At 43.5% G+C, this 13,546-nt stretch carries 15 protein-coding genes; 3 read left to right on the top strand and 12 right to left on the bottom strand.

The annotated features are described in order from the left end of the window. Positions 1 to 15: 15 nt before the first annotated feature. The gene (locus tag AA0Y26_RS10090; RefSeq protein WP_413367486.1) at positions 16 to 669 is read right to left on the bottom strand and encodes a VOC family protein; all 654 of its coding nucleotides are present in this window, start codon (positions 667 to 669) and stop codon (positions 16 to 18) included. Positions 670 to 920: 251 nt separating this feature from the next. Between AA0Y26_RS10090 and AA0Y26_RS10085 the strand changes: the two genes are divergently transcribed. Then, positions 921 to 1,472, top strand: coding sequence for a hypothetical protein (locus AA0Y26_RS10085; RefSeq protein ID WP_413367484.1), 552 nt, complete (start codon positions 921 to 923; stop codon positions 1,470 to 1,472). Positions 1,473 to 1,514: 42 nt separating this feature from the next. Here the strand turns inward: AA0Y26_RS10085 and AA0Y26_RS10080 are convergent, their stop codons facing one another. The 4 genes from AA0Y26_RS10080 to AA0Y26_RS10065 form a co-directional block, all read right to left on the bottom strand. Next, positions 1,515 to 2,003 carry a CcdC family protein gene (locus tag AA0Y26_RS10080; protein WP_413367483.1) on the bottom strand — a complete coding sequence of 163 codons (489 nt, stop codon included), beginning with the start codon at positions 2,001 to 2,003 and terminating at the stop codon, positions 1,515 to 1,517. A gap of 30 nt (positions 2,004 to 2,033) precedes the next feature. Further along, the gene (locus tag AA0Y26_RS10075; protein WP_413367481.1) at positions 2,034 to 2,405 is read right to left on the bottom strand and encodes a response regulator; all 372 of its coding nucleotides are present in this window, start codon (positions 2,403 to 2,405) and stop codon (positions 2,034 to 2,036) included. A gap of 59 nt (positions 2,406 to 2,464) precedes the next feature. After that, positions 2,465 to 3,175, bottom strand: a complete 711-nt coding sequence (locus AA0Y26_RS10070; protein WP_413367479.1) for a cytochrome c biogenesis CcdA family protein — start codon at positions 3,173 to 3,175, stop codon at positions 2,465 to 2,467. Between the two features lie 152 nt (positions 3,176 to 3,327). Then, the gene (locus AA0Y26_RS10065; RefSeq protein WP_413367477.1) at positions 3,328 to 3,705 is read right to left on the bottom strand and encodes a hypothetical protein; all 378 of its coding nucleotides are present in this window, start codon (positions 3,703 to 3,705) and stop codon (positions 3,328 to 3,330) included. Positions 3,706 to 3,979: 274 nt separating this feature from the next. Between AA0Y26_RS10065 and AA0Y26_RS10060 the strand changes: the two genes are divergently transcribed. Further along, the gene (locus AA0Y26_RS10060; RefSeq protein ID WP_413367475.1) at positions 3,980 to 4,186 is read left to right on the top strand and encodes a transcription initiation factor TFIIIB; all 207 of its coding nucleotides are present in this window, start codon (positions 3,980 to 3,982) and stop codon (positions 4,184 to 4,186) included. A gap of 69 nt (positions 4,187 to 4,255) precedes the next feature. Continuing rightward, positions 4,256 to 4,567, top strand: a complete 312-nt coding sequence (locus AA0Y26_RS10055; protein WP_413367473.1) for a hypothetical protein — start codon at positions 4,256 to 4,258, stop codon at positions 4,565 to 4,567. Between the two features lie 92 nt (positions 4,568 to 4,659). On the opposite strand, the gene AA0Y26_RS10050 is transcribed toward AA0Y26_RS10055, so the two are convergent. The 7 genes from AA0Y26_RS10050 to AA0Y26_RS10020 all read right to left on the bottom strand — a co-directional run bounded on the left by AA0Y26_RS10050 (position 4,660) and on the right by AA0Y26_RS10020 (position 13,469). Beyond that, positions 4,660 to 5,292, bottom strand: a complete 633-nt coding sequence (locus tag AA0Y26_RS10050) for a hypothetical protein (protein ID WP_413367471.1) — start codon at positions 5,290 to 5,292, stop codon at positions 4,660 to 4,662. A gap of 81 nt (positions 5,293 to 5,373) precedes the next feature. Beyond that, the gene (gene rarD, locus AA0Y26_RS10045) at positions 5,374 to 6,294 is read right to left on the bottom strand and encodes an EamA family transporter RarD (protein WP_413367469.1); all 921 of its coding nucleotides are present in this window, start codon (positions 6,292 to 6,294) and stop codon (positions 5,374 to 5,376) included. Between the two features lie 333 nt (positions 6,295 to 6,627). Then, positions 6,628 to 8,388 carry an ABC transporter ATP-binding protein gene (locus AA0Y26_RS10040; RefSeq protein WP_413367467.1) on the bottom strand — a complete coding sequence of 587 codons (1,761 nt, stop codon included), beginning with the start codon at positions 8,386 to 8,388 and terminating at the stop codon, positions 6,628 to 6,630. Further along, positions 8,366 to 10,138, bottom strand: a complete 1,773-nt coding sequence (locus AA0Y26_RS10035; RefSeq protein ID WP_413367465.1) for an ABC transporter transmembrane domain-containing protein — start codon at positions 10,136 to 10,138, stop codon at positions 8,366 to 8,368. Before AA0Y26_RS10035 ends, AA0Y26_RS10040 begins: the two co-directional genes overlap by 23 nt. Positions 10,139 to 10,501: 363 nt before the next feature. Then, positions 10,502 to 11,740: an ABC transporter permease gene (locus AA0Y26_RS10030; RefSeq protein WP_413367463.1), complete on the bottom strand. Its 1,239-nt coding sequence runs from the start codon at positions 11,738 to 11,740 to the stop codon at positions 10,502 to 10,504. Next, positions 11,733 to 12,629 (bottom strand): ABC transporter ATP-binding protein, encoded by an 897-nt coding sequence (locus AA0Y26_RS10025; protein WP_413367461.1) that lies wholly within the window; start codon positions 12,627 to 12,629, stop codon positions 11,733 to 11,735. The genes AA0Y26_RS10030 and AA0Y26_RS10025 overlap by 8 nt, the downstream gene beginning before the upstream one ends. Before the next feature lie 108 nt (positions 12,630 to 12,737). Then, positions 12,738 to 13,469, bottom strand: coding sequence for an N-acetylmuramoyl-L-alanine amidase (locus AA0Y26_RS10020; protein WP_413367460.1), 732 nt, complete (start codon positions 13,467 to 13,469; stop codon positions 12,738 to 12,740). Positions 13,470 to 13,546: the final 77 nt, after the last annotated feature.

Here is a 13,546-nt window from a genome sequence, read left to right as displayed (position 1 = left end):
TCTTGTTTTTCATTGCTACACCGAATACCGGAATATCCCCCGATCTGTGTGAATAACGACGGGTGTTACCTTCCCGGGCTTATTAGAAAAGATCCACCTTCTCCCGACCGGACCGACAATGATGTAATTGCCGTCCTCAGCCTCTCCCATGAAATTTAGAAATTGGCTGTCATACATCTTTTCGTTGTTCCTCGGGGTAATCCCCATGTCCAGCAGTTTATCCAAGACCACTCTCATCTCATCAGCCGAAACTCCGATTTCACTGATACCGACAAGATGCTTCGGCGTGAATTCCTGCTCCTTCGCATGCTGCGTTGTTGCATGCCGTGCGATGTATTCGATAATATTGCCTGATGGGTCTTCAAAGTAAAACGCATCGGCTTTGGATTCCCTAAAATTTGCCTCATCAGCACCGTCCTCGGTCGATAAATCTACACGCTCCTGCACCCATTGCTTAGCCGATTGAAACAAATTCGGCGGAATATTGAAGGCAAAGTGGTAGTAATTGTCCGATTCTTCATCCTGATGAAGCACGAGTAAACTCTCCCCTATCCGAAATGCTGCCTTTCCGTCTGCTCTATCTAACAGCTCCCAGTGAAGCTGGTCCTCATAAAAAGAAATGGTTTCTTTGTAATTTTTAATAAATAACTCTACTTGTGTTATCTTCATAGTTCCACACCCCTTTTATTCATCATAGCAACCCTATAAAAAACGAGAAATACATCGCAAGGATGAATTTCCCAGTTTCCCTTCATTCATAGGTATGTGCTAACGAAAGCTGGATGGTTCATTTCTATTAACACAATTTAGCATAAGAATTTACAAAATTTGAAACTTTTCCACTTTTTGTACGTAGAAGATAGAAACATGCTTGCTGTTTTCTCTGTAAGACATCACTTTTTAAAGGAAGGAAATGTACGATGCTGAATCAAAAATCACCACGCGTTCTTTTTCTCGTTTTTTCTCTTGCCGTAATCATTCTGTCACCGATCTTTATTGCCTTTTTACCGATTGGCGTTGTGGAAACGAGATATCACAATAGGGAGAATATCCTGCTGTTGATTCCGCGCAATAATTTTTACTTGATGACCGGTGCAATGGCACTGATCGTTTCAACACTCGTTGTTCTTGCCTGGAAACGCAAGATCCTCACGTATACTCTTGCGGTCCTCTTCATCGCCGGAAGTGGCCTGATGACGTATTATTCTACGCTTAGCTATACAGCGATTCAAAAAAGCGGTCTTATTTTAAAGGAATACCATACTGTCAAGGACTATGCGTGGAGTGATATAGCTGAAGTGGTGTACGAGTATGAAACTTACACTCCTGGCGTTTATACATTCACAACGAAAGAGGGAGAAATTTTTGAGATTGAGGAAAACGGGCAATTTGGTCCTGGCGAGCGACTGGAGATCTACAATGTAGTCATGAGCCAAGGTATCTCATTTATTGAACGCGAGAAAAGTTCATAGTAAATAAAAAAATCCTTACGGGTAGGTCCCGCAAGGATTCTTCTAGTTCATCATTGTTTTCTTTAATTTCTTGAATTGGATCAGCATCGCCAATCTCCAAGGAATGATCATCGACCACGCAAGGATAAAGAACATACCTCCCAGCTCGCCTACATCCAGACTGTTTGAAAAAATCAATTTTAAAATAATACGTAAAATTAACAGCCCAATTAAAATAAAAACAAACGCTTTTGAACGTTTTAAGTAAATCTCGTCATCCCGCACTTCGAATTTCGAAGTCGCAATTAATACTGTGGAAAACAGAATGCCAATTGCGGTTGCTTCCAAAATTTGAAGGGGTGCTACACGAAATTCCTCAAATAGAAACATGAGCGCACCCGTTGACATGGCAATTGGCGGGATAATTATTTTCTTCTCATTAACCGGTTTTTTTTGTGAGCGTAAACGTACGAACATCACAAAAACTGCCATAAATACCGCTCCAACGCTGGAGATGAGAAGTAATATTTGAGAAGGTATTGCACCAAACACACGAATCCCTCCTCTTGTTGCTTGACCTTCTTATGCTTTCATCGAATGTCTTAGATTATCGATGACCGCTTTTAGCTTCTCAGGTGTAAACGGCTTCGTGATAAAGTCTTTTGCACCATGTTCAATAGCTTCTATTACTAGGCGCTGATGTCCAAGTGCTGTGATCATGATGATGATAGCATGAGGAAATTCAGAGATAATCTGCTTAACAGCATCTATTCCCGACATTCCAGGCATTGTTATATCCATCGTCACAAGATCCGGCTGCAATTCGCGATACTTTTCAATCGCCTGCCTGCCGTTTGAAGCTTCTCCAATCACTTCAAATCCCCATTCCTTCAGCATGTTGCCAATTGCTACACGCATGAACATTGCATCGTCTACAATAAGTACTGTCGGCATAAGTAACTCCTTCTATTTAGTAAACCAATTGCAAGATGTATCTGCTATAGTTTAACAAATTAGAACCCAGTAAATCCATCAAAAATTGGAGAAAGTAAGCGAATAATATAATCGAGACCGTCAAAGAACAACAGCACACCTACTGCAATCATAACCCAGCCGCCAATCTGTACGATTTTTTGGCTGTTTCGGCGAATCCATCCCATACGAGAGATAAAGAAGCTCAGTACGAAAAATGGTATCGCAAAGCCAAAGTAATAAGCAAGCATATACCACATGCCGGCATCGGGATTTGTTCCTGCAAGGGCGATAATGGACATTAAAATCGGACCTGTACACGGCGTCCAGCCTGCAGCAAACGCAAGTCCTATTAACGCGGAGCCAATATATCCACCCGGACGGTTTTTAAACTGGAATTTCCGGTCCTTCATCAGGAAATCGACTTGCAGAAGACCTACGATCATTAATCCAAATACCACGATAAGAATTGCCCCGGCCTGGCGCAGCAAATCCTGGTACTGAATAAAGAAATCCTTGGCCAGCGAAGCGCTGAATCCGATTGCGATAAAGATGATAGAGAAACCAATTAGGAAAAATAGCGTATGTAAAATTGCCCGCTTCTGCAGCATCCCCTTTTCCGCTTTCAGCTCATCCAGTGTCATCCCGGTAATATAGGATAAAAAAGCGGGATACAATGGCAAAGTACAAGGCGAAATAAAACTTAAAAACCCTGCACCAAATGCTAAAAATATATTAATATCAGTTGCCATTCAATTTTCGTTCCTTTCTCTGTATTGCTTACATAGTACCAAATTTTTGATGAAAAAGCGCTTGTACGGACTGTGAAAGTTTCATGGCGGACTTGTGCAGAAAGTATGAAGCGGCATTTAGGAGAATTTTTTGACATAGCCAGGGAAGAAAACTACCTGACTATGTCAATAACGAGGAATAAAAAATAAATAGCAACCGTAAAGCCAATGACCACCATAAATGCCATGGCCTGAAACCTCATGAACCAGTGCAGAAGGCTTTCCCCTTCTTTCCGCTTGATCCACCTCTTGGCCGCTGCGAAGCTGATAAACCAGCAATGTAGTGTAATGAAAATGGAGGGAAACACACATAAAAAAATACCGCATGCGACATTCACGGCAAATGTCGATTGATAATTGCCGTAATTGACAATATAAAACGGCAGTACAAACCAAAATACAGACGTCATGATCAGCACCAAGGAAAAGATGATATGCAGCCATAAGTACTTGCGGTGCACGTTTCCATAGAATTGAAAGGCTTCCTTCATATCCAACCATCCTTTTATATGTTTTCCATGTTATTTCCTTGAACAGCCCGTTTAAAAACATATTTCGCTGTGATTTTCTTTTTTTAAACAATATGTGCACATACACAGCAATAATCATAGAAGGCATTTTTTCGTGTAAGGAAATGATGGATTAGCAGCTTTACTGCACTGGTGACATGTACATGCTGCAGAGGAGGAAAGAAGGTTTTTTCCATAATTTGCAGAATAATAAGTGATAGGCAATACTTATAGAAAGACAAAAGGAGCTGACAGAATGGATCGTTTCCATAATATCACTTGCCCGCAATGCGGAGGAAATGAAATTGGCCGAGGTAAGCAGGCTCACTATGCGAGTGTGACGCCATACAAAAAAATGGGGTTTGGCAGCAATTTAATACATTTGATCTGTGTCCACTGCGGATGGGTTGTCGGAAGCTATGTAGAAGAGCCGAAGACATTTACAAAAACGGTAATAAAATAACCTCATTACGTAATGACAAACAGTCCGTTTTTATCAAGATTAGTACATAACGAAGAAAGGTGGAGAAGGATGAAGAAATTCAGCCTGCTGTCCATGCTGTTCCTGTTAGCAGGACTCACTCTTGTTATAGCGTATTGGCTGATGCAGGACTCCTTGGAGGCATTCTTTCTAACCGGGCTTCTTAGTTTGTTCCTCGGAGTCATCTTCAGCTTTTTGGCGATTGCCAGGAAGGAGAATGGAAAGAGAAAGTTTGCCTCACTTATTTCTGTTTTTGTGATTGGTTTAGCCATCACCTGGTTCGAGCCTTTTGAAATTGCCCGGATGATGACGTGGCTGAAAAATAGTAACTTGCGTAAGAAGTCTTTGCTTCTTTTGAATTAGAGATATAAAAAATGCCCTAGGAATCATCTTTCATTCCTAGGGCATTTTGATTCACTGCTTTCTTCAACTGAACAACTGACGAAACCCAGCTTTTAAAACGACCGTAAATATTCGGTTTCGTCCTTGGCTACTCGTAAGTTCCAGATGGGTTCAAAGCGTCGAATAATCGCATTTTTCAGCTGGTTCATTTCTTTTTTATCCTCGATCGGACAAATAGAAAAATGGATGCTTTCCTTACCAAACAATTCTGTGAGCCGGGCGTTAACGTGACAATGCGTAGCCGTGCCGTCCCGGTAGCAGCCTTTCGCTGAAATATTGCCAATATGCTGATTAAATCGCTCTTTAAAAGATCTTGCACAAACTCCCGAAAACGTGAGCTCGTCATTTACGATAATGTTATACACACCATTTTGTAAAAGCAGCTCCTCTTTTCCCTTTACGACAAAACGCGAGTAAAGCTTGTCACCATAGTTGTTTAAAAACTTTCTGTAAAATGAATCCCCTGCATCTTTCAGCGCAAGAAGTGCCTCACCGGCAGAAAGTTCCAGCAGGCTTCCATAGTGCTTTTCCGTTTGCTGCTTAAGATGCTCATACTTTTTTTGTCCTACTAACTCACCTAGCGTCATCTTATCGAACTTTGCGAATGTGTTTTCAATCCCCATTTCCAACACATCAATTTCGATTTTATGAAAATCAAAGCGTTTATCCCCAATTGATACGTACATCCCTTTTCCCCCTTCAAGTGTACATAGGATGTATTCGCCATTTCCAGACAAATTCCTGCAAAAATCGCGAAAATATTCTCGTTATTGCTTTATTTCCTTCGTTTGAAGTGCGTGGCGTTTTCTAGCTTCATGGATGGAAGAATAAGAAAAGATCGCAATCGCTGTCCAAATACAGCCAAACGCTACCAGCTCCACCTGCGTGAATGGTTCTTTATACAAAAAGACACCGAGAAAAAATCCGATTGTTGGTGAAACGTATTGAATAAAGCCTAATAAATACATCGGAATCCGCTGTGCGCCTTTAGCAAACAGAATAAGAGGAATTGCCGTGAATATACCGCTGATCATCATCAAAATATCCGTCTGCCAGTTAACATGTAAAAATTGCATGGAATCGTTGCTGAAGAGGTAAAGGTAATACAGCAGTGCGATTGGCACAATAAACAGTGTTTCAATTGCCAAACCTCGTGTAGCCTCCAAGACAATCCGTTTTTTCAGTACACCGTACACAGCAAACGAGAAGGCTAAAAGAAGGGATGCCCAAGGGACCTGCCCGTAGTTCAGCGTCATCACCAGTACACCAAGCAGCGCCACTACCAGCGCGATAATTGTTGAACGGGACAGCTTCTCTTTAAAGAACAGCATACCAAACACGACCGAAATAATCGGGTTGATATAATACCCCATTGAAGCCTCCAGTACCCGCTCATGCGTAACAGCCCAAATATAAATATACCAGTTAATCGAAATGAAAAAGGAGGCTGCCATCAGCGAGTAGAACTGGCGCTTATTGTGCCATAAATAAGAAAGGTCCTCCATCAGCTGTTTCCGCTTGCCGATCAGGACAATAAAAATTGTCGTAAAGACGAATGACCAGATAACACGGCCAAGTAATATTTCCAGACTGCTGACATGGTCCAGCAGCTTCCAAAACAAAGGGAATACGCCCCAAATTGTGTAGGCTGCAAAAGCAAAAAGCATCCCCTTTTTATGTTCCGTCATAGTAACACCTCTTTTATGTAAAATCATTTACGCCTCAGCGTAAGTACGCCCGGATTTGAATCAGGCACTAATCAATAGAGCCAAGGGACGTTTGCTGAAAGAAATTAAACCAATTATAGTAGTCGCCTTCTGAAAAGTAAATGCATTTCTTTCGAGTATAGAAGGATTAGAGTTATGTGAGAAAATCTCCAGGCTTGCATAGCATTTTGTGACAAATTGATGGCAGCTCTTTTACTTTCTATTATTCATTTGGGACAGCCCTTGAGAAATAAACAGTGCTTTTTGTTTTTCGCCGTGAAAAAACCGGGTGAAGCAAATTCACCCGGCTAACAGTTATTCTACGATGCCATTTTGCAATAAATACATTTTATGATACAGCCCTTTTTGTGACAGAAGCTCCTGGTGATTGCCCCGCTCTACAATCTCCCCTTGGTGGAGCACCAAAATCTGATCGGCATCCTGAATCGTCGATAGACGGTGCGCAATGGCAATTGTCGTACGCCCTTTTCGCATCTTATCAAGCGACTGCTGGATCGCCGTCTCCGTCTCCGTATCGATGGAAGCTGTTGCTTCATCGAGCACGAGAATTTTCGGGTTCGCCGCAATTGTCCGGGCGAAGGCGATAAGCTGCCGCTGCCCGCTCGAATATGTGGACCCACGCTCTGTTACATGCTCGTTAAGTCCTTCCGGCAAGGCTTCAATGAAATCAGCCTGCACAAATTTTGCTGCTGCTGCTACCTCTTCATCCGTCATATCGCCATACAGGCGGATATTGCTCTTGACCGTTCCGTAAAACAGGAACGGGTCCTGCAATACAAGGCCCAGCCTGCGCCGGATTTCCTCCTGGCTGTATGATTTGATAGACACACCATCAATCAAAATATCTCCACGCTCATATTCATAAAAACGCATGAGCAGATTAATAATCGAACTCTTTCCTGAGCCTGTATGACCAACGAGTGCCGTTGTCTCGCCTGGCCGGACTGTAAACGAAATATTCTTTAAAACGTCTGTACCTCCATCATAGCTGAACGTTACATCACGGAATTCGATCAGTCCGTCCGTAATCTGTTTGCCTGTGTCTTCCTGCTTCGGTTCTTCCTCTGTTTCGTCCAGCACTTCAAATACACGCTTTGCCGCAACAACGGCCTGCTGGAAGATTGCCAGCTGCTCCATCATTTGATTGATTGGCTCAAAGAAGCGCGTAATATACGTCACAAAGGCATACACGACCCCTATTTCAATAGCTCGATCAAATGATGCAATCCCAAAGTACGAAAGCAGGATGATGATGGCGCCAAAATACACTAGGTCAATAATCGGGCGAAGCAGTAAGCTATTTAGCTTCGTGTTACGCATCATCGAGTGATAATGTGCTTCATTGATTTCATCAAATTCGCGGTTCAACCGTTTCTCCTGGCGGAATGCCTGTACAATGCTCATGCCCGATAATGATTCTGACAGCTTCGCATTGAGATCGCTCAGCTTTTCACGCATTGTCACATAAACGACCGCACTCCATTTACGGTACAAATAAATAATCAGCACAATAATCGGAACGGCAATAATGACGTACGCCGCAAGCAGCGGGTTCAGCAGGAACATCGCAATGTAGACGCCGACGATTAAAAATACTGCCTGCACAAAGCTGATCAGGACATTTACAAATAGATCCTTGATTGCCTCTGTATCATTCGTCGCACGGGAAACAGTAGCTCCTGCCGGCACTTGGTCAAAATAACGCATGCCTAAACGGTGGACCTTACTGAATACGTCAATACGCAGATGCTGGACAACCTTCAGTGCAATTACCTGGAATTTATAATGCTGCAAGTAGCGCAGCACAACATTGGCAATTTCAATGATGATATACGTCACCGCAAGCATGACAATCGGCCCCGTTTCAAAGCTTCTCGGTGTAATATGATTGTCGATGAATAGCTTGATTAAATAAGGTGTAATGACCTCGCCTATAACTGATAAAAGTAAAATAACAAGCGCTGCAGCTACTGCCTTTTTATGTGGCTTTAAATAAGAAAACAGGCGTTTGAGTACTTCAACCTGCTCTTTTCTACTGATTGTGGGCTGCTTCATCCTGACCACCCCTTTCCACTAGCTGCTCAAGCTGCTGCAGCTGGTACATCTCATAGTAGCGACCACGCAGAGCCATTAATTCTTCATGCGTCCCTTTTTCTGCTACCGTACCATTCTCCATGTATAAAATAACATTTGCATGTTGAATAGCACTCAGTCGATGAGACGTAATGATTGTCGTTGCATTTCCCCGCTCCTGCTTTAACGAATGCAAAATGGCTTCTTCTGTTTTTGCATCAACCGCAGATAAGGAATCATCAAGGATAAGCAGATTCGGCTTCATCATGAGTGCCCGTGCGATGGAAATACGCTGCTTCTGGCCTCCCGACAAGGCAACACCCCGCTCGCCCACGATTGTCTCATAGCCTTGGGTGAAGCGAAGAATATCCTCATGAATATGGGCAGTTCTTGCCGCCTGTTCCACCACATTCGGCTCTGCATGCTCATCCGAAAAGGCAATATTGTCGTACACACTTGCGGAAAACAGGAAATGATCCTGCGGGACATAGCCGATCGCCTTTCTGAGCTGTTCTTTCTCGTAATCTTCAATCGGTATACCGCCGTATGAAATATTCCCTTCATACTGATCAAACTGCCGCAGCAGCAGCTTTAAGATGGCACTTTTCCCTGAGCCGGTCTTCCCTACAATGCCAAGTGTTTCTCCCTCCTGTAAATGGAAGGCAACATTTTTCAATGTCGGCTGATCATCCCGCGGGAAGGTAAACGACTGGATATCAAAGGAAATGGCACCCTTGGGCACATCCTTGATAGCTCCCTTTTTGTCCTCCATATCGATCGGCGTCTGCAGCAGCGACTCGATGCGGTCATAGGATGCACCGCCCCGCTCCACAATATTGAAAAGCATCCCTATTGCCAGCATCGGCCAGACAAGTAACCCGAGATACGTCGTGAATGCAATCAAGTCCCCTACGGACATGGCCCCTTCGACGATAAACTTGGCGCCAAATGCCAGACTTAAAAAGTAGCTGATTGCAATAACTAGACTGATCGTCGGGTCAAACAGTGCATCAATTTTTGCTACTCGTATATTTTTATCCACGACTTCCTGGGAAAGCTTGCGGAAATCCTCGATATCATTCTTCTGATAGCCGAATGATTTGATGACCTTTACTCCTGTAATCGACTCCTGAGTTTTGTCATTTAGATCAGAGAATGCCGCCTGTGCCTCCCGGAAGCGCATATGTAATAGCTTGCCGTAATAGCTTGTCGATAGCGCCATCAGCGGCATCGGAATAAGAGCAATCAGCGTCAGGCGCCAATCAATCGTAAAGGCCATCGCTAAAATGACGAACCCCCCGGTAGTAACGGAGTCAAAGAGTGTCAGGACCCCTGAACCTGCTGTCATCTGGACAGCCGATACATCATTCGTAGCATGCGCCATTAAATCGCCAACACGGCGTTCCTGATAAAACGCAGGCCCCATTTTCGTAAAATGACGAAATAATTTTTCACGCAGCACCTTCGCCAAATAATTCGACGAGCCAAAAATCATTTTCCGCCAGTAGAAGCGCAGGACATACATCACAAGTGCAGTCCCTGCTATTAGACCGAGCCATTTGCCAAGCGATGCAGCTGTTAATGATCCAGCCCCTATTTCGTCAATCGTGATCCCGATGATCTTTGGCGGGATCAGCTGCAATACTGCTACAAGGATGAGCATGAACAGCCCGACACTATATTCTTTTCGTCGTTCTTTAAAAAACCAGCCAAGCTTCCAAAAAACTTTCAAATTCTCCCACCTCCAGATTTGTCTATTTTAGCAAATTTCCCTACATGAATGAATAGGAATATATAAATTATTTCGAAGATTGAAATAAAAACAAAAAGAGAAAAACCTCCCCAGCGTAACCGGGGAGGTTTCAGAGTGAAGACAAAGTTATTTTTGACTTTGTCTTCACGTTTTTTCAGCTAGCTTTATAAAGTAACATTTTACCCAGCCTGTCTTGAAAACGCTTGCCAGACAAGGCGCACCGACGAGCGAAGACGCGAATAGAACCTAAGTTCATGCGCGGACGAGCGAGGCAAGCAACGATGGATGAAAGCGTTTGTCAACAGGCTGAACCCTCCCCAGCGTAACCGGGGAGGTTTGTCGTTATGTTGTTACTTTTAATACCGTTTTAATTTTCTGGATGACGCCGCCTGTTGAATATGTCAGGACGCTTCGTTTATAGAACGTTAAGCTAATGTAATAAAGCGCTGCGACTGTTACCGCCAGTACAGCAAGCGAAATAAGCGGCGGAACGAGTGAAATGTCTGTGCCTCCAAGCCTCATCGGCATAACCATCCCAGAAGTAAATGGAATGTAAGAGAAAATCTTGATGAGGATTGTATCTGGGTTGTTCATCGCCATAATCATGACATAGAACGCCACAATAATGACAATCATGGCTGGCATCATTACTTGTGAGGATTCTTCCACTTTTGAAACAAGTGAACCGAATAATGCGCCCACAATTAAATATAGTAAAATCGTTAACACAAGGAATAGCAATAAGAAAATGAAGTAAGAAGCCGATAACTCACCAATATAGTCGGTAATCATCCCCCACATTTCTCCGCCATCTTTCAGGCTCGTAAATAACAATGCAGCTCCGATGATGACAAGAAGCTGTGTAATGGCTACAAGGAAAATACCAAATACTTTCGATTTAAAATGCGTTTCCGGCTTGACGCTGACCAGCAGCATTTCCAATGCACGAGAGCCTTTTTCGCTTGCCACGTCCGTTGTGATAATCGATAAGAATGAAATAACGATGATATAGATGATAATACCCGCAGCATAGGAGCCGAGCATTCCTGCCATCTTTTCATCAGCCGTTTTAGTGCTGTCTTCATTATTAAACGTTGTCATACCGATTATCGGTGCCGTATCCATCAGCAGCAGTGCCTGCTCATTCGTCAGGTTCATCTGGCTGATGGCATATAACTGGCCGGCTGTTTCAAGCTGGGCCGTCAAATCCTGCTGGACACTTAAAGTCAATGGCTCAAAGGAATAAAATTGGGCCGCGAGCTTGCCTTCTGTATCCGTCAGCTCAATGGCTGCCAGATAGTCCCCATCCTCTAAAGCACCTTCGATTTTGTCCATACTGTCGATTTCTTTAAATGTCATATCAGTAGAATCAGTGAAGTACTCTTCTACATCTGCATCTGTCTGATTATAAACGGCTACTACATCCGCTGGATTATCTCCATCATTAAAAAGCGCCTTAATATCCGACCAGAACACAACCCCTGCAATGAGCAGCAAATAGAAGCCCGTAGACAGCAGGAATGTTTTTGATTTCAATTTCTGCATATATAACTGTTTCAGTAAAATACCAAACTTAGACATTGACGCCACCTACCTGATCCTTAAAGATTTCATCAAGAGATAAATAATCAAGGCTGAACTTCTCGATATATGTTCCATTTGAAACAACGTCGAAGATATTTTTTGCATGGCTTTCGTCTTCTAGAGTCAGCAAATATTCACCTTTGATATGTTTGATTTCCTTTACGCCTGGTAGATTTGCATCTTCAAGCGGCATATCCGTACGAATTGTCAGCTTTGTTTTGCCGTACTGCTTCTTTAGATCAAGCAGTGAACCGGAAAACAGCGAAACCCCGCGCTTTAGCAAGCATAAGTGGTCGCACAGCTCTTCTACGTTTTCCATCTGATGGCTGGAAAACAAGATTGTCATCCCTTCATCACGTAAATGCAGGATGGCATTTTTCAATAAATCCTTATTTACGGGATCAAGACCGCTGAACGGTTCATCCAAAATCAAAAACTTCGGCTTATGAAGGAAGCTTGCGATCAGCTGTACCTTTTGCTGATTTCCTTTTGAAAGGGTTTCTGCCTTATCCTTCCGCTTCTCCTCCAGTTCAAAACGCTCGATCCAGAAGTCGATTTCTTTTTTCAATTCGTGGCGCTTCATGCCGCGCAGCTCGCCAAAGAAATAAAGCTGCTCCTCTACTTTCATCTGCGGGAAGATACCGCGCTCTTCCGGCAAGTATCCGAGAATGTCACGGTTGACTTTGTTAATTTCCTTTCCTTCCCATGTGATCGTACCCTCCGTTGTTTCCTGCAGGTCTAGGATCATACGGAAAGTCGTTGTTTTTCCTGCACCGTTTTGCCCAATCAGGCCAAAAATCTCACCTTTTTCAATTTCAAAGTTCAAATCCTGAACTGCGGTGAAATCCCTGTATTTCTTTGTTACATGCTCAAGTTTTAAGCTCATGACGGGTCTTCCTTTCCTTCAATCTACAAACTATATACGGTTTAACTGTAACACAAGTTTCATTTATTTCATTAATTTGTAAAAAAAAGAAGAGAAGCCAAACATAGGCTACTCTCTTTCTTCCTGAAGCAGCACACACAAGCCGCAGAAATCGGTAAGGGATAACGTATCGTTTTCGAACTTCTCCTGCCAGAGAACGGAAAAGAGCTCTTGCGAGACTCCTCTTTCTAGTAGGGTCTTTACATATGATTTGTTTTGAAAGAGCTTTTCTACACGTCCATAAAGCGCAGGGCTGGAAAACGGATTGGCGGCAGGCCGAACATGCTGGGCAAGTGCTGCGGAAATGGCTCCGCAGATTGTTTCAAAATGCTGTTTGTATCGTGAGACATCTACCGTTGAATTGACAAAGCACACTTCGACCAAAACAGCGTCCTCCTCCGTTCCGTTTAAGAAGGCTAAATCATTTCGCTTTTTCGCCCCCCTATCCGGAAAACCGGCTGCATTGGCAATTGCCTTACTAAGCCGGGCTGCAAGCGGTTGTACTGCTGCATTTTTATAGAGCACTTCTGTTCCAATGGCGCGGGTATGCGTTCCGGATACCGCATTGAAATGGACACTCACATCCAGCATCCGGATCGTCTTGTTATGGGCATTGATTAAATAGCGAAGGTTTTCCGCCTGGCTTTTAGACGTGTTATCCTGAACGTGATGGACGCGCAGCCCCATTTCCCTCAGTTTCCCTAGGATCCGGTCCACCACTCTTCTGGCCTCTGTTACCTCATCTATCAGCCCGACTGCTCCTGTACCCGGCTTCCAATGACCTGGACTAATTGTAATCATTTCATCTCCCCCTTCTCTTTTACTATCGAATAGAAAAGCGAAAATGGGACAAAACCCTCCAATATAGAAACCACTTT

The sequence above is a fragment of the Lysinibacillus canaveralius genome (genome assembly GCF_047301505.1).
Classification (GTDB): domain Bacteria; phylum Bacillota; class Bacilli; order Bacillales_A; family Planococcaceae; genus Lysinibacillus_B.
The sequence above is the reverse complement of the archived record's forward strand: the minus strand, read 5'-3'. Positions and strand labels throughout refer to the sequence as shown.

Coding starts and splice junctions, on each gene's coding strand:
- AA0Y26_RS10090 (WP_413367486.1), bottom strand. CDS start 669: ATGAAGATAACACAAGTAGAGTTATTTATTAAAAATTACAAAGAAACC.
- AA0Y26_RS10085 (WP_413367484.1), top strand. CDS start 921: ATGCTGAATCAAAAATCACCACGCGTTCTTTTTCTCGTTTTTTCTCTT.
- AA0Y26_RS10075 (WP_413367481.1), bottom strand. CDS start 2,405: ATGCCGACAGTACTTATTGTAGACGATGCAATGTTCATGCGTGTAGCA.
- AA0Y26_RS10070 (WP_413367479.1), bottom strand. CDS start 3,175: ATGGCAACTGATATTAATATATTTTTAGCATTTGGTGCAGGGTTTTTA.
- AA0Y26_RS10065 (WP_413367477.1), bottom strand. CDS start 3,705: ATGAAGGAAGCCTTTCAATTCTATGGAAACGTGCACCGCAAGTACTTA.
- AA0Y26_RS10060 (WP_413367475.1), top strand. CDS start 3,980: ATGGATCGTTTCCATAATATCACTTGCCCGCAATGCGGAGGAAATGAA.
- AA0Y26_RS10055 (WP_413367473.1), top strand. CDS start 4,256: ATGAAGAAATTCAGCCTGCTGTCCATGCTGTTCCTGTTAGCAGGACTC.
- AA0Y26_RS10050 (WP_413367471.1), bottom strand. CDS start 5,292: ATGTACGTATCAATTGGGGATAAACGCTTTGATTTTCATAAAATCGAA.
- rarD (WP_413367469.1), bottom strand. CDS start 6,294: ATGACGGAACATAAAAAGGGGATGCTTTTTGCTTTTGCAGCCTACACA.
- AA0Y26_RS10040 (WP_413367467.1), bottom strand. CDS start 8,388: ATGAAGCAGCCCACAATCAGTAGAAAAGAGCAGGTTGAAGTACTCAAA.
- AA0Y26_RS10030 (WP_413367463.1), bottom strand. CDS start 11,740: ATGTCTAAGTTTGGTATTTTACTGAAACAGTTATATATGCAGAAATTG.
- AA0Y26_RS10025 (WP_413367461.1), bottom strand. CDS start 12,629: ATGAGCTTAAAACTTGAGCATGTAACAAAGAAATACAGGGATTTCACC.
- AA0Y26_RS10020 (WP_413367460.1), bottom strand. CDS start 13,469: ATGATTACAATTAGTCCAGGTCATTGGAAGCCGGGTACAGGAGCAGTC.